The organism is Ruegeria sp. N11, assembly GCF_056531525.1.
In genome coordinates, this window is the sequence record NZ_JBQFLX010000030.1 from 1 (window position 1) to 18,151 (window position 18,151).

The 18,151-nt window shown below is 58.5% G+C and carries 15 protein-coding genes, 1 tRNA gene and 1 pseudogene; 12 read left to right on the plus strand and 5 right to left on the minus strand.

Translation table 11 applies throughout. The annotated features are described in order from the left end of the window. Positions 1–82 (plus strand): annotated as a pseudogene (locus ACR0J8_RS22345) (IS5/IS1182 family transposase); the annotation flags it as partial. Positions 83–123: 41 nt separating this feature from the next. Further along, entirely contained in the window at positions 124–489 is a 366-nt protein-coding gene (locus ACR0J8_RS22350) for a helix-turn-helix domain-containing protein (RefSeq protein ID WP_480892422.1), read from the plus strand. Positions 490–664: 175 nt separating this feature from the next. On the opposite strand, the gene ACR0J8_RS22355 is transcribed toward ACR0J8_RS22350, so the two are convergent. Further along, positions 665–751: transfer RNA gene (locus tag ACR0J8_RS22355), tRNA-Leu, on the minus strand. A 211-nt stretch (positions 752–962) separates the two neighbouring features. On the opposite strand from ACR0J8_RS22355, the gene ACR0J8_RS22360 reads away from it, so the two are divergent. Then, entirely contained in the window at positions 963–1,946 is a 984-nt protein-coding gene (locus tag ACR0J8_RS22360) for a complex I NDUFA9 subunit family protein (protein ID WP_480527305.1), read from the plus strand. On the opposite strand, the gene ACR0J8_RS22365 is transcribed toward ACR0J8_RS22360, so the two are convergent. Beyond that, complete coding sequence (locus ACR0J8_RS22365) at positions 1,947–2,750, minus strand: undecaprenyl-diphosphate phosphatase (protein WP_480527306.1); 804 nt, start codon at positions 2,748–2,750, stop codon at positions 1,947–1,949. Positions 2,751–2,979: 229 nt separating this feature from the next. Here ACR0J8_RS22365 and ACR0J8_RS22370 point away from each other — a divergent pair, with 229 nt between their 5' ends. The 7 genes from ACR0J8_RS22370 (at position 2,980) to ACR0J8_RS22400 (ending at position 14,186) form a co-directional block, all read left to right on the plus strand. Further along, a complete protein-coding gene (locus ACR0J8_RS22370) occupies positions 2,980–4,413 on the plus strand; it encodes an NAD(P)-dependent oxidoreductase (protein ID WP_480892398.1) in 1,434 nt (477 codons plus the stop codon). 29 nt (positions 4,414–4,442) lie between these two features. Then, positions 4,443–4,877 carry a GFA family protein gene (locus ACR0J8_RS22375; protein ID WP_170682587.1) on the plus strand — a complete coding sequence of 145 codons (435 nt, stop codon included), beginning with the start codon at positions 4,443–4,445 and terminating at the stop codon, positions 4,875–4,877. Next, complete coding sequence (gene gltB / locus ACR0J8_RS22380) at positions 4,874–9,406, plus strand: glutamate synthase large subunit (protein WP_480527310.1); 4,533 nt, start codon at positions 4,874–4,876, stop codon at positions 9,404–9,406. Before ACR0J8_RS22375 ends, gltB begins: the two co-directional genes overlap by 4 nt. Before the next feature lie 130 nt (positions 9,407–9,536). After that, a complete protein-coding gene (mtgA, locus tag ACR0J8_RS22385) occupies positions 9,537–10,271 on the plus strand; it encodes a monofunctional biosynthetic peptidoglycan transglycosylase (protein ID WP_480527312.1) in 735 nt (244 codons plus the stop codon). Positions 10,272–10,329: 58 nt separating this feature from the next. Beyond that, entirely contained in the window at positions 10,330–10,995 is a 666-nt protein-coding gene (gene fzlA, locus ACR0J8_RS22390; protein WP_170808350.1) for an FtsZ-binding protein FzlA, read from the plus strand. 78 nt (positions 10,996–11,073) lie between these two features. Beyond that, positions 11,074–12,111, plus strand: a complete 1,038-nt coding sequence (gene queG, locus ACR0J8_RS22395) for a tRNA epoxyqueuosine(34) reductase QueG (RefSeq protein ID WP_480527314.1) — start codon at positions 11,074–11,076, stop codon at positions 12,109–12,111. Positions 12,112–12,182: 71 nt separating this feature from the next. Then, on the plus strand, positions 12,183–14,186 hold the full coding sequence (locus ACR0J8_RS22400) for a hydantoinase/oxoprolinase family protein (RefSeq protein WP_480527343.1): 2,004 nt from the start codon (positions 12,183–12,185) through the stop codon (positions 14,184–14,186). Between the two features lie 39 nt (positions 14,187–14,225). On the opposite strand, the gene msrA is transcribed toward ACR0J8_RS22400, so the two are convergent. Together msrA and msrB are read right to left on the minus strand one after the other, a co-directional pair. Continuing rightward, complete coding sequence (msrA, locus tag ACR0J8_RS22405; RefSeq protein ID WP_480527316.1) at positions 14,226–14,738, minus strand: peptide-methionine (S)-S-oxide reductase MsrA; 513 nt, start codon at positions 14,736–14,738, stop codon at positions 14,226–14,228. Then, the gene (gene msrB / locus ACR0J8_RS22410) at positions 14,738–15,184 is read right to left on the minus strand and encodes a peptide-methionine (R)-S-oxide reductase MsrB (protein WP_170617350.1); all 447 of its coding nucleotides are present in this window, start codon (positions 15,182–15,184) and stop codon (positions 14,738–14,740) included. The genes msrA and msrB overlap by 1 nt, the downstream gene beginning before the upstream one ends. Positions 15,185–15,330: 146 nt before the next feature. Here msrB and ACR0J8_RS22415 point away from each other — a divergent pair, with 146 nt between their 5' ends. Continuing rightward, on the plus strand, positions 15,331–15,852 hold the full coding sequence (locus ACR0J8_RS22415) for a glutathione peroxidase (protein WP_480527318.1): 522 nt from the start codon (positions 15,331–15,333) through the stop codon (positions 15,850–15,852). On the opposite strand, the gene ACR0J8_RS22420 is transcribed toward ACR0J8_RS22415, so the two are convergent. Continuing rightward, the gene (locus ACR0J8_RS22420; protein ID WP_480527320.1) at positions 15,828–16,715 is read right to left on the minus strand and encodes a DMT family transporter; all 888 of its coding nucleotides are present in this window, start codon (positions 16,713–16,715) and stop codon (positions 15,828–15,830) included. The two genes, ACR0J8_RS22415 and ACR0J8_RS22420, sit on opposite strands and share 25 nt — an antisense overlap. Before the next feature lie 190 nt (positions 16,716–16,905). On the opposite strand from ACR0J8_RS22420, the gene ACR0J8_RS22425 reads away from it, so the two are divergent. After that, a complete protein-coding gene (locus ACR0J8_RS22425; protein ID WP_170617383.1) occupies positions 16,906–18,102 on the plus strand; it encodes a BCCT family transporter in 1,197 nt (398 codons plus the stop codon). Positions 18,103–18,151: the final 49 nt, after the last annotated feature.

An 18,151-nucleotide genomic window follows, 5' to 3' on the forward strand; every position in this document is an offset into this window, starting at 1 on the left:
TGTGGCAACCCGCTACGACAGGTGCCCGAAGGTCTTCCTGTCAGCAATCGCCCTTGCAGCACTCGTTATCTATTGGCTATGAGTCCTGACCTCAATCCGCGGACAACCGATGAGAGGCTGGCGATGACGTTGGCAGGCATCCGCGATGTGCGGTCGCGGCAAACGCCCTCAACCACCAAAGAGGTGGTTGGGAACGCCTTGCGCGCGCAACTCGCCGTGGGGCACGCCGATATCGAAACGGTGGCGGCCACATTGGGTGTCAGCGTACGCAAGCTGCAACGGCAATTCACTGCGGAGAACACCAGTTTCAAAGAGATCCGTGTGGCTGAACAGACAGATCGAGCCAGGTCGCTGCTGTCGGACACCGACCTTTCTGCAGCGGAGGTTGCCTTCAATCTTGGGTTCAGCGAGGTCACCAGCTTCCGCCGCACATTTGCCAGCTGGTTTGGAATTTCACCAACTAAGTTTCGCAAATTGAGCGGTACGTAGGTAGCAAGGCCTCAATGGAGCGGACATTGGCGCAATGCGCAGCGAGGGTTCAGTTTCCGCCCTTCAAGCCAGAAAGAAGTTGCCGCCACGTTAATCTAAGGGTGGGCGATAAGGTGGACGGAAATTAGACAGCCTTCCACAAGGCTATGATAATTTTATATTTTCGTGAGAAATTTGGTGCCCAGGAGAGGACTCGAACCTCCACGTCCATACGGACACTAGCACCTGAAGCTAGCGCGTCTACCAATTCCGCCACCTGGGCAGGTGTCGTGGAGGGGCGTTTAAGCCTACTGGCGGGGGGCGTCAACAGGATTCGGGAAGTTTTTTGAAAGTTTTTTGATGCGCGCATCTGAAGCATGGGACAGGTGCCGGACTGAAACGAATTTATCGCCGGGGCGCGGCGTTATTGTGCCTTGTTTGCAGTGCTCTGGGGCGATAGATCGGATCAAGACCCATTTAGCAGGAGCCGTTTCATGTCCAAACTGGTCACGATTTATGGTGGATCGGGATTCGTAGGTCGCTACGTTGCGCGCCGTTTGGCGGCTCAGGGGTGGCGTGTTCGAGTCGCGGTGCGGCGCCCGAACGAGGCGATGTTCGTCAAGCCGTATGGTGCAGTGGGGCAGGTCGAGCCGATCCTGTGCAACATTCGCGATGATGCCTCGGTGGCCCTGGCCATGAAAGGTGCCGATGCCGTCGTCAACTGTGTTGGGGTTCTGAACGAGCTGGGTAAAAACACGTTCGACGAAGTGCAGGCTGAGGGCGCGGAACGGATCGCGCGGCTGGCTGCGGAACAGGGTGTGGCCCAGATGGTTCACATGTCGGCAATTGGTGCGGATGCGGAGGCGGACAGCGTCTATTCGAGAACCAAGGCCAAAGGCGAGGCGGCCGTTCTGGCCCATATGCCGGATGCCGTGATATTGCGCCCATCTGTTATTTTCGGGACCGAAGATCAGTTCTTCAACCGCTTTGCCGGCATGGCGCGCCTTGGGCCGTTTCTACCCCTGGCCGGTGCAGAAACACGGTTTCAGCCGGTTTATGTCGATGACGTGGCAAAAGCCGCTGTTTTGGGCATTCTGGGTCAGGCAGAAGCGGGTATTTACGAACTTGGCGGTCCCGAGGTCAAATCGTTCCGTGAGCTGATGCAACAGATGCTGGGGGTTATCCACCGGAAGCGCATCATAATCGGGTTGCCATTCTTTGCGGCGCGTATCATGGCCGGAGTGCTGGATATTGTGAAGTTTGTCAGCTTTCAGCTGTTTCCAAATACGATCCTGACACGTGATCAGCTGAAGAACCTGCGCCATGACAATGTTGTTTCGGATGGTGTGAAGTCTTTCCCAGACCTCGGGATTGAGCCTGCAACGCTTGAGTCGGTTCTTCCGGATTACCTGTGGAAATTCCGCCCGGCCGGTCAGTATGACGACATTCAGAATTCGGCCGGAAACCTGCGGATCTGATCAACTGTAGGCGATTGCCAGCAGTATCACGCCCAGAAAAACGCGATAGATGACGTATGGCGTAAAGCTGACGCTGCGCAAAAGGCGCATCATGAGGCTGAGGGCAAGGAGCGCGGAAAAGAACGCGAAGGCCGCTGCAATCGCGCCGTCTTTGGCCAGTTGCGCGTCCGCGTTTCGGATCACGTCCACGGACAACAGTGTCCCCGAAGCAAGGATCGTCGGGATCGACATCAGCATGGCGATCCGTGCGCCATCTTCCCGTGTGTAGCCAAGGTGGCGTGCGCCCGTGATCGTGATCCCGGATCTTGATGTGCCCGGGATCAGGGCCAGCACCTGCCAAAGCCCCATGATCGCCGCATCTCGCAGGCTCCAGTCACCGGCGTGTTTGGACTGAGGTCCTTTTTGGTCCATCCAGTACAGCAGTAGGCCAAATCCAAGCATGGTCCAGCCGATCACGGCGATGGACCGAAGGCTTTGGCTGAGACCGGTCAGGTAAAGGACGGCGCCAACCATGACCGTCGGGATCGTCGCAATGATCAACCCGGCGGCCAGCCTGGATTGCGGCGTATCAAGTCGGCCGCTTAGTGCTTGGGGAAGTCCGGCGAAGGCCTGTTTAACATCTGTCCAGAAATACAGAACAACAGCGCCCAATGTACCGACATGCACGGCCACATCGATGGCCAGGCCCTGATCATCCAGCCCGGTAAGGCTGGGCAGCAGGATCAGGTGCCCCGAAGAGGAAACCGGCAGAAATTCGGTTATTCCCTGAATAATCGCCGCAAGAATCAATTGAAAAATGCTCATCCACCCGCCGTGACGCTGCCGTGTTTTCATTATGAACAATGGGTATAAGCGTGATGAAGAAAAGAAAAGCAGGCAGATAGGTCCGAATCGGTTCTAAAATCTGACAATTTCCCAGAATTTTTTCGCCATTGCGTGCTAATTTGTTAAAATAGGTCAGTAAAATTGACTTTTCATCCGACCTGCGATCTCTTAAAGAAAACCGACCTAGCCAATTCATGGAGTCCGACCCGTGGCCAAGCAACCGATGCTGAAATTTGTGCAGATCGACCGCGTCATGCCCAAAAAGCGTGCCGCTGATGACCGCAAGGAAGACTTTTCCGAGATTTATTCCGAGTTTGCTGCCGAAAAGGCGGTCGAGCAGGCCAGTCGCTGCAGCCAGTGCGGTGTTCCCTATTGTCAGTCGCATTGTCCGCTGCACAACAATATTCCGGATTGGCTGCGCCTGACCGCAACCGGACGCCTGGAAGAGGCCTATCAGACCAGCCAGGCGACCAATACCTTCCCTGAAATCTGCGGCCGAATCTGTCCGCAGGATCGCCTTTGTGAAGGTAATTGCGTGATTGAACAATCCGGCCACGGAACTGTCACCATCGGGACGATCGAGAAATACATCACTGACACGGCCTGGGACAAAGGTTGGGTGAAGCCGGTCGCGCCGGGCGCCGAGCGCAGCGAAAGTGTCGGAATCATTGGTGGTGGCCCCGGTGGCTTGGCTGCAGCCGACATGCTGCGCCGTGCAGGTGTTCAAGTGACGGTTTATGATCGTTATGACCGGGCCGGGGGCCTGTTGATGTACGGTATCCCGGGTTTCAAGCTGGAAAAGGACATCGTTCAGCGCCGCAATGATCTGCTGGCCGACGGTGGGGTCGCGTTCGAGCTGAACTGTGACGTTGATGCGGACAAATTCGAAGAAATCCGCGCCAAGCATGACGCCGTGATCATCGCGACCGGCGTTTACAAGTCCCGCGATCTTTCCATGCCGGGCAGTGGTCTGGGCGGGATCGAGAAAGCCATCGACTTCCTGACTGCCTCGAACCGCAAGAGCTTTGGCGACGCGGTTGAGGATTTTGACAACGGTCGTCTGAACGCCGACGGCAAGAAAGTCGTGGTCATTGGCGGTGGGGATACCGCAATGGATTGTGTGCGCACATCGATCCGTCAGGGCGCGACCTCGGTCAAATGTCTCTATCGCCGCGACCGGGCCAATATGCCGGGATCGCAACGCGAAACCCAGAACGCTGAGGAAGAAGGCGTCATCTTAGAATGGCTCAGCGCACCCAAAGGCTTTACCGGTGACGACAAGGTCTCTGGCGTGATGGTGCAGAAGATGCGTCTGGGCCAACCTGATGCTTCGGGCCGTCAGGCCCCCGAAGTGATCGAAGGCGCAGACTATGTCGAAGAGGCCGATCTGGTCATCAAGGCACTGGGGTTCGAACCTGAAGACCTGCCCACACTGTTTGGTCAGCCCGACCTGCCCGTAACCCGCTGGGGCACCGTCAAGGCCGCGTTCCAGACCGGTGAGACCGAGATGGACGGCGTCTATGCCATCGGAGACATCGTACGCGGTGCCTCGCTTGTGGTCTGGGCGATCCGTGACGGCCGCGACTGTGCCGACGCAATCATCGAGCGATTCAACAGCAAGGCTGCCGTCGCAGCCGAATAACCCGAAAGCCCAGCGACAGGAGGGTCAGAATGCCCGAATTGCAAGGCCAATGTATGTGCGGCGCGGTCACAGTGACCGCTACTCCGGCGAAGGAATCGCTGGGCGCATGCCACTGCGATCAATGCCGCCGTTGGACCAGTTCGATGCTGATGACTTTTCAGGCTGAATCCGGTTACGCGGCATTGGGGCCTGTAAAGACTTATGCATCGTCCGACTGGGCCGAGCGTGCCTTCTGCGCGGATTGCGGTTCGGCGCTTTGGTACCGGATCACCCTGCCGGGCGAGTTGCACGGACATACACAGATGGCGGCGGGCCTGTTCGAAGATACGGGCCACAAGCTGCAACTGGAACTTTTTATCGACAAAAAGCCCGATGGGTACGCGTTTGCAGGCGAGCGCAAGCAAATGACCACAGCCGAGGTCGAAGCCATGTTTGCCCAGCCGGAAGAAGGAGACAATCAATGACCAAATATGATGCCGATTGGGTGCGGGCCGAAGAGGCCAAACGCAAATGGCTGGCGGAAAACGGTCTCTATTCCGAGGAAGAAGAGCATTCTTCCTGCGGTGTCGGCCTTGTTGTTTCCGTTGACGGCAAGAAAAGCCGCAAGGTTGTGGATGCCGGAATCGATGCGCTCAAGGCGATCTGGCACCGCGGCGCCGTGGATGCCGACGGCAAAACAGGTGACGGCGCGGGTATCCATGTGCAGATCCCGGTTCAATTCTTCTATGACCAAATTCGGCGCACCGGTCACGAGCCCAACCTGAAAGAACTGATCGCCGTTGGTCAGGTCTTTCTGCCGCGTACTGATTTCGGCGCGCAGGAGCGTTGCCGGACCATCGTGGAAACCGAAGTTCTGCGCATGGGCTATTACATCTATGGTTGGCGTCACGTGCCGGTTGACGTGACCTGTCTGGGTGACAAAGCCAACGCGACACGGCCCGAGATCGAACAGATCCTGATTTCGAATTCCAAGGGCGTGGACGAAGAGACGTTCGAGCGTGAGCTGTACGTGATCCGTCGCCGCATCGAAAAGGCGGCAATGGCGGCAGGAATATCCGGCCTGTACCTGGCCTCGCTGTCTTGCCGCTCGATTATCTACAAGGGCATGATGCTGGCCGAACAGGTTGCAGTCTTCTATCCCGATCTGATGGACGAGCGTTTTGAATCGGCGTTCGCGATCTACCACCAGCGCTATTCCACCAACACCTTCCCGCAATGGTGGCTGGCCCAACCCTTCCGCATGCTGGCCCATAATGGCGAGATCAACACGCTGAAGGGCAACATCAACTGGATGAAAAGCCATGAGATCCGCATGGCCAGCGGCACCTTTGGCGACTATGCCGAAGACATCAAGCCGATCATTGCAGGCGGATCGTCGGATTCGGCTGCATTAGACTCTGTTTTTGAGGTACTGGTGCGCGCGGGCCGCTCGGCCCCGATGGCAAAAACCATGCTGGTGCCTGAAAGCTGGTCCAAGCAGGCGGTGGAACTGCCGCAGGCGTGGCGCGACATGTATTCCTACTGCAACTCGGTGATGGAGCCTTGGGACGGCCCTGCCGCGCTGGCCATGACTGATGGCCGCTGGGTCTGCGCCGGTCTGGATCGGAACGGGTTGCGCCCGATGCGCTATGTGGTGACGGGCGATGGTCTGGTCATCGCCGGATCAGAGGCTGGCATGGTGCCGATCAACGAGGCGACTGTGGTCGAAAAAGGTGCATTGGGTCCCGGGCAGATGCTGGCCGTAGACATGAAAAAGGGCAAACTGTTCCGCGACACTCAGATCAAGAACAAACTGGCCCGCGCGCTGCCGTTTGGCGAGTGGGTCGGCAAGATCAACGATCTTGATGCCACTTTGGCAGGCGTCACCGAACGTCCGTTGTTCACCGGCGAGGAACTGCGCAAGCGGCAGATCGCGGCCGGGTATTCGGTCGAGGAATTGGAGCAGATACTGGCGCCAATGGCCGAGGATGGAAAAGAGGCGCTGGCCTCGATGGGTGACGATACACCCTCGGCAGTGCTGTCCAGGCAATACCGCCCGCTCAGCCATTTCTTCCGCCAGAATTTCAGCCAGGTGACCAACCCGCCCATCGACTCGCTTCGCGAATATCGCGTGATGTCGCTGAAAACGCGGTTTGGCAACCTCAAGAACGTGCTGGACGAAGACAGCAGCCAGACCGAGATCATTGTGCTGGAAAGCCCCTTTGTCGGGAACACACAATGGGAGAAGCTGGCAGAAAACTTCAATGCGACCCTGGCCGAGATCGACTGTTCGTTTGAACCAGGCGAAGGTGCGCTGGGCGACGCTTTGGCCCGTGTCAGAGCCGAAGCAGAAGAAGCCGTGCGCTCGGGCGCCGGGCATCTGGTCCTGACGGATCAGTATTCCGGTCCGGGCAAGGTGGCGATGCCGATGATCCTGGCCACCAGCGCCGTGCACTCTCACCTGATCCGTCAAGGCTTGCGGACGTTCTGCTCGCTGAATGTGCGGTCGGCGGAATGCATCGACCCGCACTATTTTGCCGTTCTGATCGGATGTGGCGCCACCGTGGTCAACGCATATCTGGCCGAGGATTCACTGGCCGACCGGATCGAACGTGGCTTGCTGGATGGCACGCTGACCGAAAATGTTGCGCGATTCCGCGAGGCGATTGACCAGGGCCTGCTCAAGATCATGGCCAAGATGGGCATTTCGGTGGTGTCGTCGTATCGCGGCGGTCTGAATTTCGAGGCGGTGGGCCTGTCCCGCGCCATGGTGGCCGAATACTTCCCCGGCATGACCAGCCGCATCTCGGGCATCGGCGTGCATGGCATCCGGGTCAAGGCCGAGGAGATTCACGCCAAAGGCTGGGACAGCGGTCTGGATGTGTTGCCCATTGGCGGTTTCTACAAGGCGCGCAAGTCGGGTGAGACCCATGCTTGGGAAGCGACCTCGATGCATATGATGCAAATGGCCTGTAACAGAGCCTCATATGAGCTGTGGAAGCAGTATTCGGCCAAGATGCAGTCCAATCCGCCAATCCATCTGCGCGACCTGATGGATTTCAAACCACTCGGCAAGCCGATCCCGATTGAAGAGGTGGAATCGATCACTTCGATCCGCAAACGCTTTGTCACGCCGGGCATGTCGCTGGGCGCGCTGTCGCCCGAAGCGCATAAGACGCTGAACGTGGCGATGAACCGGATTGGCGCCAAGTCGGACTCGGGTGAAGGCGGCGAAGATCCGGCGCATTTCGTGCCGGAACCCAATGGCGACAACCCGTCGGCCAAGATCAAACAGGTGGCCTCGGGCCGTTTTGGTGTGACCGCCGAATACCTGAACCAGTGTGAAGAACTGGAGATCAAAGTCGCCCAGGGTGCGAAACCCGGTGAGGGCGGTCAATTGCCAGGCATGAAGGTCACCGACCTGATTGCGCGCCTGCGTCATTCGACCAAGGGCGTGACGCTGATCTCGCCGCCGCCGCATCACGACATCTACTCGATCGAGGATCTGGCGCAGTTGATCTATGACCTGAAACAGATCAACCCGCGCTGCAAGGTGACGGTCAAGCTGGTTGCGTCCTCGGGCGTGGGAACGATTGCCGCCGGTGTGGCCAAGGCAAAAGCGGATATCATCCTTATTTCGGGTCACAACGGCGGCACGGGTGCCTCACCTGCGACCAGCATCAAATATGCCGGTCTGCCGTGGGAGATGGGTCTGACCGAGGCGCATCAGGTTCTGGCGATGAACAACCTGCGCGACCGCGTGACACTGCGGACCGATGGCGGCCTTCGGACCGGGCGCGACATTGTCATGGCCGCGATGATGGGGGCCGAGGAATACGGCATCGGCACCGCCGCCCTGATCGCGATGGGCTGTATCATGGTGCGTCAGTGCCAGTCGAATACCTGCCCCGTTGGTGTGTGCACACAGGACGAAAGCCTGCGCGCCAAATTCACGGGCAACGCGGACAAGGTTGTGAATCTGATTACCTTCTACGCACAGGAAGTTCGCGAAATCCTCGCCAGCCTGGGCGCGCGGTCCGTGGATGACATCATTGGCCGGGCTGATCTGCTGGCGCAGGTCAGCCGTGGTTCGGCGCATCTGGACGATTTGGACCTCAACCCGCTATTGATCACGGTCGATGGCGCGCATGACATCGTGTATGACCGCGACAAGGATCGGAACGCAGTGCCGGATACACTGGACGCCGAAATTGTCCGCGACGCGGCGCGGTTCCTGAAAGACGGCGAGAAGATGCAACTATCCTACGCCATCCAGAACACGCACAGAACCGTGGGCACCCGCGTCTCCAGTCATATCGTACAGAATTTCGGGATGCGAAACACCTTCCAGCCGGACCATCTGCACGTGAAATTGCAGGGATCGGCCGGTCAGTCCTTGGGGGCCTTTGCGGCTCCGGGTCTGAAGCTGGAAGTGTCGGGTGATGCCAACGACTATGTAGGCAAAGGTCTGTCGGGCGGCACGATCGTGGTGCGTCCGCCGCAGATCAGCCCGCTGAAAGCGGATGAAAACACCATTATCGGCAACACTGTCCTGTACGGCGCAACCGACGGTCAGCTGTTTGCGGCCGGCCGCGCGGGTGAGCGGTTTGCGGTTCGGAACTCGGGTGCCAAGGTGGTCATCGAAGGGTGCGGGTCCAACGGCTGTGAATACATGACCGGCGGCGTTGCCGTGATCCTTGGTTCCATCGGTGCAAATTTTGGTGCCGGTATGACCGGAGGGATGGCTTATCTGTACGATCCTGACGGTCAGGCGGAGCTTCTGATGAACATGGAGACACTTGTCACGTGTCCGGTCACGGTGAGCCACTGGGTAGATCAGTTGCAAACGCTGATCAAACGTCACGCTGCCGAGACCGGAAGCCGCAAAGCCGCGGATATCCTGCAACACTGGGATGTTGAAAAGGCCAACTTCCTGCAGGTGTGCCCGAAGGAAATGCTGAATAAACTCAGCCATCCGCTGAGCGAAGAGATCGCAGCAGTTCCGGCGGAATAAACAGACCCTAAACAAGGTCAAAACCCTGCGTGTTTCCACAAACGCGCAGGGTTCTCCTTTGCATGCATATGGCACACGGGCTGAAATTTAGCCCGTTCCAAACGTGCCTCATGCGTCGTATAGCAAGGGTATGGCAAAAAAAGCAGCGCGCGGAACGCGTGGTAAGAAATCAAAGGCAACAAAGTCAAAGAAGCTGTCGATATCGCGGATTCGCCGCTGGCTGACACGTGGGTTGTTGGCTTGTGTCGCATTTGTGGTCGGTCTTGTGCTGCTCTATTCGATCGTCAATCCGCCGATCACGCATACAATCTGGTCCGAGTGGCGCCGGTTGGGTAAAGTTGAACGCGACTGGGTTCCGATCGAAGAGATTTCCCCGGTGATGGCGCGATCGGTCGTCGCTGCAGAGGACGCGAATTTCTGTCTGCACTGGGGTTTTGACATCGAGGCCATCCGGGACGCGCTGGAAGATGGGGGCGCACGCGGCGCGTCGACCATTTCGCAGCAGGTCGTCAAGAACGTGTTCCTTTGGCAAGGACGCAGTTGGGTGCGCAAAGCGCTTGAAACGTCGATCACGCCGGTTGTCGAACTGTTCTGGAGCAAGCAGCGCATTCTTGAGGTTTATCTGAACGTTGCTGAGACCGGGAACGGGGTTTTCGGGGTCGAGGCTGCTGCGCAAACGCATTTCAATGTATCTGCCGCTAATTTGACGCCGGTTCAGGCCGCGCGGATCGCTGCAATTCTGCCTTCTCCCAGGAACAGATCCGTTGCGGATCCGTCGGTTCGCACGCGCCGCCGGGCCGCCGCGATACGGGACGGAGCGGCCACCATCCGCGCAGATGGTCGCGCGGATTGTTTCGAGGATTGAAACCCAATGCTGCTCAAGGCTAAAGCTTGGTTGTATTCACTGCTTTGATTGGAAGCTCATGGCGCGCCTATTTCACGTTCCCCTGTCCCCCTATTGCCGCAAGGTTCGTCTGTCGCTGGCAGAGAAGAAAATCGAAGTGGAACTGGTTGAGGAACGGTACTGGGAGAAAGATCCGGATTTTCTGCGTCGAAACCCCGCAGGAAAGGTTCCCGTATTGCGCCTGGACGGGCAGGTGATGTCGGAAAGTGCGGCGATCTGCGAGTATATCGAGGAAACCCGCCCCGAACCCGCGCTGATGCCCAAAACGCCAGAAGCGCGCTATGAAGTAAGGCGTCTGGTCGGCTGGTTTGACGACAAGTTTCATCACGAAGTGACATCGAAACTGGTGTACGAGCGGGTCAACAAGAAAGTGACCGGGGAAGGCTACCCGGACAGCAAGCGCGTCAAGGAAGGTGCGCGCGCAATCAAGTACCATCTGGACTACATGACATGGTTGCTGGATCAACGCCGCTGGCTAGCCGGGGATCAGATGACGCTGGCGGATTTCGCCGCTGCCGCACATCTGTCGGCACTGGACTATATCTCGGACGTGGACTGGAATCGCAGCCAGACGGTCAGGGACTGGTATGCCAAGATCAAATCGCGACCGGCGTTCCGGTCCATCCTGGCTGATCAGGTGCCGGGTTTCCGGCCTCCGCCCCATTACGCCGATCTGGATTTCTGATAGGGTCGGGGCGCAGGGGGCCTTCCGCCCCCTCTTGGCCCGTCGGGCCAATTCACCCCCGAGGATATTTTTGGCCAGATGAAGAACGGATCGGGTTTGAAGGAAAAGCTGGTCGCCCAGGCATTGAGCGAGGGTTTTGTGTCCTGTCGGATTTGCAGGCCCTGGGACGTGCCGCAGGTTCCGGTCCGGTTGGAAGCGTTTCTGCGGGCCGGATATCATGGGCAGATGGCATGGATGGCCGAGCGCACTCATTGGCGTGGTGATCCGGCGGTTTTGTGGCCGGAGGCCCGGTCGGTGATAATGCTGGCCGAAAGCTACGCGCCCGAGCATGATCCGACCGAAATTCTGAACTATCCCGAAAAAGCGGCGATCTCGGTCTATGCTCAGAACAAGGACTATCATGATCTGGTCAAAAAGCGCCTGAAACGACTGGCGCGCTGGCTGATTGCCGAGGCCGGAGGCGAAGTGAAAGTGTTTGTCGATACAGCACCTGTGCCGGAAAAGGCACTTGGTCAGGCTGCGGGATTGGGTTGGCAGGGAAAACACACCAATCTGGTTAGTCGGGATTGGGGCAATTGGGCCTTCATAGGGTCTGTTTTCACGACATTGGACTTGCCTGCCGATCCAGCGGATATTGACCGCTGCGGGTCGTGCCGGGCTTGTCTGGATAGTTGCCCGACCGACGCGTTTCCTGCCCCATACCTTTTGGATGCGCGGCGCTGTATCTCGTACCTGACAATCGAGCACAAAGGTCCGGTCGAGGAAGAGTTGCGCGGCAAATTGGGCAACAGGATCTATGGATGTGATGATTGTCTTGCGGCGTGTCCGTGGAACAAATTCGCAGTGGCGGCCAGTGATATGCGCTATGCGGCCCGGGATGACCTCAAGGCGCCTGCGTTAACTGATCTTGTGGCACTGGATGATGCCGCGTTTCGGGAGAAGTTTTCCGGCTCGCCCATCAAACGGATTGGTCGTGACCGGTTCGTGCGCAATGTGCTGTATGCCATCGGCAATTCCGGTATTGCAGAACTGTGTAGTGACGCGCAGGCGCTGACGGACGACCCTGATCCGGCAGTGGCCGACGCGGCGCGCTGGGCGGTAAAACGGCTGTCGTAAATGCCGCAAACAGGCTGGACGTGACGGCGCAAACCGCTAGACCCTTTGTCAGCGAACAGATGGAGGACCCGATGGCGCTGGCTTTGGGGGTGGATACAGGCGGAACCTACACGGATGCGGTGTTGATCCGGGATGAGAAAGAGGTGATTGCCTCGGCTAAATCCCTGACAACACGGGCAGACCTGGCGATCGGTGTGGGCAGGGCGATTTCGTCCGTGTTGGACGAGGCCCGGGTTTCACCCGACCAGATATCGATGGCGTCGCTGTCGACCACCCTGGCCACGAACGCCTTGGTCGAGGGGCAGGGCGGGCGTGTTGCGCTTGTGTATATCGGCTTCAAGGACAGTGATCTGGAAAAGCACGGGCTGAAGGACGCGCTGAAAGGCGACCCGGCACTTGTGATTTCCGGTGGCCACAGCCATGCCGGTAGCGAAGCTGCGCCGCTGGATATTGCGGCGCTTGAGGCGTTTTTAGACTCTCATAGAGGGATATCCGGCTTTGCCGTTGCTGCGCAATTCGCCACACGCAACCCGGCGCATGAGCTGGAAGCAGCGCGGACCATTGCGGAAAAGACAGGGGCACCGGTCACGTGTTCCCATCACCTGTCAGCCAGGCTGAACGGCCCGAAACGGGCGGTGACCGCCGTTCTGAACGCGCGATTGATTGGTATGATCGACCGCCTGATCGGCCGGGCACAGGACAGGTTGCACGAGCTGGGCATCACGGCCCCGATGATGGTGGTGCGTGGTGATGGTGCGCTGATGAGTGCCGAGCAGGCGCGTGAACGCCCGATTGAGACGATCCTCAGCGGCCCGGCGGCTTCGATTGTGGGGGCACGCTGGCTGACCGGGGTCGAGAATGCGCTTGTCTCTGATATTGGCGGGACCACGACGGATGTGGCTTTGATCCGGGACGGCAAGCCTGCGATTGATCCGGCCGGGGCGCAGGTGGGCGGTTTCCGCACCATGGTCGAGGCGGTGGCGATGCGGACCCATGGATTGGGCGGTGACAGCCAGGTTCACGTGGTTACTGAAGGCTTGGGCGGCGGCGTATTCCTGGGGCCGCGGCGGGTGCTGCCGGTTTCTCTGATCGCGTCGGAAGCGCCCGAAGTCGTGCATGCCGCGCTGGACGAGCAACTGCGGGCAACAACGGTGGGCGAGTTTGATACACGGTTCGCCCGAAGGGTTTCAGGGATGCGCGCTGTTGAGGTCGGGCCGCGCGAGAATACCTTGCTGGAGCGGCTTGGTGACCAGGTTTTGCCGCTGAGCAGCCTCTTGCGGACCAGAATGGACAACGGTGCGCTGGCGCGGTTGGTGGACCGCGGGCTTGTGCAGGTCTCGGGCGTGACGCCATCGGATGCAAGCCACGTTCTGGGCCGGGTCGATGCCTGGGATTCAAGTGCTGCCCGCAAGGCGCTGGAACTTGTGTCCCGCAAGAGGGTGGGGTCGGGTGATGTTCTGGCGAAGTCTCCGGAACAGCTGGCGGGTATGATCGTGGATCAACTGACCGAACAGACCAGTTTGACCTTGTTAGAAACTGCTTTTGCGGAAGAAGGGCATGATTTTGGGGTTCCTCCTCAGGATCTGGCCCGTCATGTGCTGACCCGGCGCGGCCTGGCAGGGCACCGTGGCCTGTTGTCTCTGGATACGGCTTTGAATGTGGATGTCGTGGGCCTTGGCGCTTCAGCGCCCAGCTACTATCCGGCCGTCGGGGAGCGGTTGCGATGCCGTATGATCCTACCCGAGCATACCGGCGTCGCAAATGCCATCGGTGCGGTTGTCGGGCGGCTGACTTTGCGGCGCTCGGGCACCGTAACCTCGCCTGCCGAGGGGCGATATCGCGTGCATCTGGACAGTGGGCCACAGGATTTTGCGGCGTCAGATCAGGCTTTGGCGCTGTTGGAAGCTGTTTTGAAGGAAGAAGCGGAAACCGCAGTCCGCGAAGCCGGGGCAGAAGATATCCGGGTCATTGTCGACAGGGACATCAGGACCGCGCGCATCGAGGCGCAGGAGGTGTTTGTCGAAGCCCTTGTGACGGTCGAGGCCAGTGGCCGCCCACGAGTGGCCACTGGCTAGCCCCCCTCGAATTCAAAGAGGGTCAGGGCAGGTCGTCGTTTACTCGGCCGCATCGGCGCGTTTGGGCAGAACCCAGTCCTGGCGCGGAAAGTGGCAGGTATACCCGTTCGGGATGCGAACCAGATAGTCCTGATGCTCTGGCTCGGCCTCCCAGAAATCTCCGACGGGCTCAACTTCGGTCACGACTTTACCGGGCCATAGGCCACTGGCATTCACATCGGCAATCGTGTCCTGCGCGACCTGCTTCTGATTGTCGTCGGCATAGTAGATAGCCGAACGATAGCTCATCCCGAGGTCGTTGCCCTGACGGTTCACCGTCGTAGGATCGTGGATCTGGAAAAAGAACTCGAGCAAAGTGCGGTAAGATATTTGCGCTGGATCGAACCAGATTTCGATCCCTTCGGCATGGGTGCCATGATTGCGGTAGGTGGCGTTGGGTACGTCACCGCCCGTATAACCGACACGGGTGCGGGAAACGCCGGGAAGTTTGCGGATCAGATCCTGCATGCCCCAGAAGCATCCCCCGGCAAGTACGGCGCGTTCTTCAGTCATCAGATGTCCTCCACATGGATCAAATACTCGCCATAGCCTTCGGTCTCCATCTCGTCACGATGAATGAACCGCAGCGCGGCTGAGTTTATGCAATAGCGCAGCCCGCCATGTTCGCGCGGACCGTCAGGAAATACATGCCCCAGATGGCTATCACCGTGTTTCGAGCGCACCTCGGTACGGATCATGCCGAGGGTGGCGTCCCGAAACTCTTCCACGTGTTCGTGGATGATGGGCTTCGTGAAACTGGGCCAGCCGCAGCCGGATTCGTATTTGTGGGTCGAAGCGAACAATGGCTCTCCCGAGACGATATCAACGTAAATCCCGGGCTCCTTGTTGCCCAGATACTTGCCGGTGCCGGGGCGTTCGGTACCGCTGCGCTGCGTGACGTGGTATTCTTCGGGTGACAGAGCGGCGATGGCCTCGGGGTCTTTGGTATAGCGGGTCATGGCTCCTCCGGTTTTTGACGCGACTTGGCCTTCTATTTGGGCATAACGAGGCAAAAAGCAAAATCATATTTCAGCCATCTCGCGCGCTCGTGCATGTGATCCGGTTGCCAGGCGGGCACGTAGTTCTCAGTAAAGGAGGTGCCGCCATGTTCAGACTGCTTCTGCTATTCGCCCTGCTGTTGATCGCCCGCGCGGTGCAAGCTGCGCCTTTGACTGGCGAATTTGATTCGATCGACGGCGGCACGTTGTCTATCGAAGACTGGCGAGGACAGCCGGTTCTGATCGTGAATACCGCGTCCCGATGCGGGTTCACAGGGCAGTATGCGGGCCTGCAAAAGATTCATGACACTTACGCGGAACGGGGGCTGGTGGTTCTGGCCGTCCCGTCGGATTCGTTCAAACAGGAACTGGGCTCCGCGGAAGAGGTAAAGCGGTTCTGCGAGTTGAACTATGACCTGACCCTGCCAATGACCGAGATAACGCCGGTCAAAGGGCCTGATGCGCATCCATTCTACAAGACTGTCGCCGCGCAGACGGGCTTTGTCCCCAGTTGGAACTTCAACAAGATCCTTATCGATCCGTCAGGCGAGGTCGTCGCCACGTTTGGGTCGAATGTGCGGCCTGACTCGCGAAAACTATTGAGTCAGGTCGAGGCTTTGCTGCGCTGAACCGGTTGTCTGGATAGCTGAACAGCTAAAATCCCCAGCGTGGTAATGCCCACTCCGACCGCATCCATGGGCCCGAGCTTTTCACCAAGCAACAGTGCAGCAATTGCGACACCGAACACCGGGTTCAGGAAGTGAAAGGTCGCGGCCCGGACAGCACCGATTCTGTTCAGCAACATGAACCAGATCAAGGTCGCCAGCAGCCCGGGGGCAAGGGTGGTGTAGGTGAACGCAAGAAGCAGGGGCAGCGTTGGATGGACATAGATCGTCTCAAAGAATGGCGCAGCCACAAACAGTACGGCTGAGCCGACAAACATCTGCAACCCGACGACCATCATGAAGTTCCCGCCCGATGTTGCACCGCGGACCGCCAGTGTCGCGAAGGTCAGGGCCAGGGCGCCGATCCCGCACAGCATCACGCCAAACATATCGACACCGGCGTTGATCCTGCTACTCATGATCAGGGCGACGCCGAAGAAGCCAGACAACAACCCGACAATTCCCATTGGTCGCAGTTTTTCGCGGAAGAACAACCAACCCGCGACGGCAACCAGCAACGGCATTGTCGAGGCGATGATCGCGGCGACCGAGGCTTCGACCGTTTGCATGGCATAAAAATTCAGACCCAAATAAAGGGCATTTTGGCAAACGCCGAACAAAATGGTTGCCCGCCATTGGTCCCTTGTCAGATGCCAGCTTTGTCCCATGGCTCGCGCAATCGCCACTCCGATGATGCCAGATAACAGGAACCTCAGGGCCAGTGAAAACAGCGGTGAAGCATCGGCAACAATGATCCGCGCCGAGGAAAAGGCCGACGACCAGATCAGGGCAAATGTCAGCCCCATGGCTATGGCGCGCAGATCCATGAAACCTCCATCCCGGAACGCCGGGACTGTTGCCGAATTCCGATCAGGCCGCAAGCGCCGCAGGGGTTCAGCGTCAAAAAAGCCACATGTGCCGTGCAAGAATTCTTGGGTTTTCGTTTTTATTGATTGACCAGCCAATTAAGGATATTCGCGCCAAATCTGACCAATCAAGGGAGGTTTGTCGGTGTTCCTGGAATACATCTTGTCTTTTGGCGTCCTGCTGGCCCTGGGCCTGGTCGCTTTCTTCGTCGTGAAATGGTGGAACCTGCGCTGCGTCGGCGTGACGCCTGTCCACCTGTTCACGTTTATCGCGATCCTGTTCACATCCGGGCTGGATGTCGGCCTGATCATGTTCCCTCTGACCGAGTTCGGGGGCTATGCCGAAGACCCGGCCTATGCATTCGCCAACCCGCTGGCGATCGAATTCGGGTTCTGGGGCTTTCTGATCTGGGCCTTCTACTTCCTGACCGCGTTCTATTTCTGCGTCATCGAACCGCGTGTGAAGTTCTTTGAGATCCCGCTGGTCAAGCTGATCAACAACGTGGTCATCATCGGCACCTGTGCTTTCACCGCCAGCCTGTTCCTGATCTACCTGCCCGGCTACCTGCCCGAGGTCGGAGACGGCGAATCCGTGGTCACCACCTTCTACATCATCGTGTTCGTGGTGATTCTGGCGGCGGCCTATTCGTCGACCGATCTGAAATACGTGCGTATCCTGTCGGTGGGATCGACCTTCCTGTTCCTGGCTCTGATCCTGGGGATGTGGGCGGCGGCCGGTATGGGTATGACCGGGTTCGTTGATACTGGCAGCAACATCAGTGCGTATTTCGCTAACCTGCACAAGTTCGTCCTGCCGCTGACCGACTATCACGCCTTCTACCTGTTCTGGTGGTTCGCATGGTCGATTATGATTGGCCAGTTCACTTCGCGCTTTGTCGGCGGTCTGACCACGTGGCAACTGTTGGCCGCGCTGCTGATCTTTCCGTCGATCCCGTTGGCGATCTGGTTCACCGTTCTCTACTACTACCACCTGAACGGCATCAGCACCGCAGGCGTGACCAACATCGCGATGGTGATCGTGGGCGTGACCTTCGTCATCAACTCGCTGGACTCGTTGATTAGACTCTATACCGACAATCTGAACATGACAGTCGAAAGGTTCGGCAAGGCGGCTTACGTGGCGGGCAACGTGGCGTTGCTGTTCGTCCTGACCCTGCTGTTCCAGAGCCAGTGGCTGCAGATCCAGTGGATTGGCGCGGTCGTGGTGGGCCTCTATCTGGCCTGTGTGGTCTATATCCTGCTCGCCAAGCGTAATGAGGTGCTGAGCATCGATTCCATGCCCGAAGATCGTGATCTGGACTTCCACAAGGTTGAGACAGTTCACTGATCAACCTTGGCAGTGAAACAGGTGCGGGCGCTTTTGGCGCCCGTTTTCT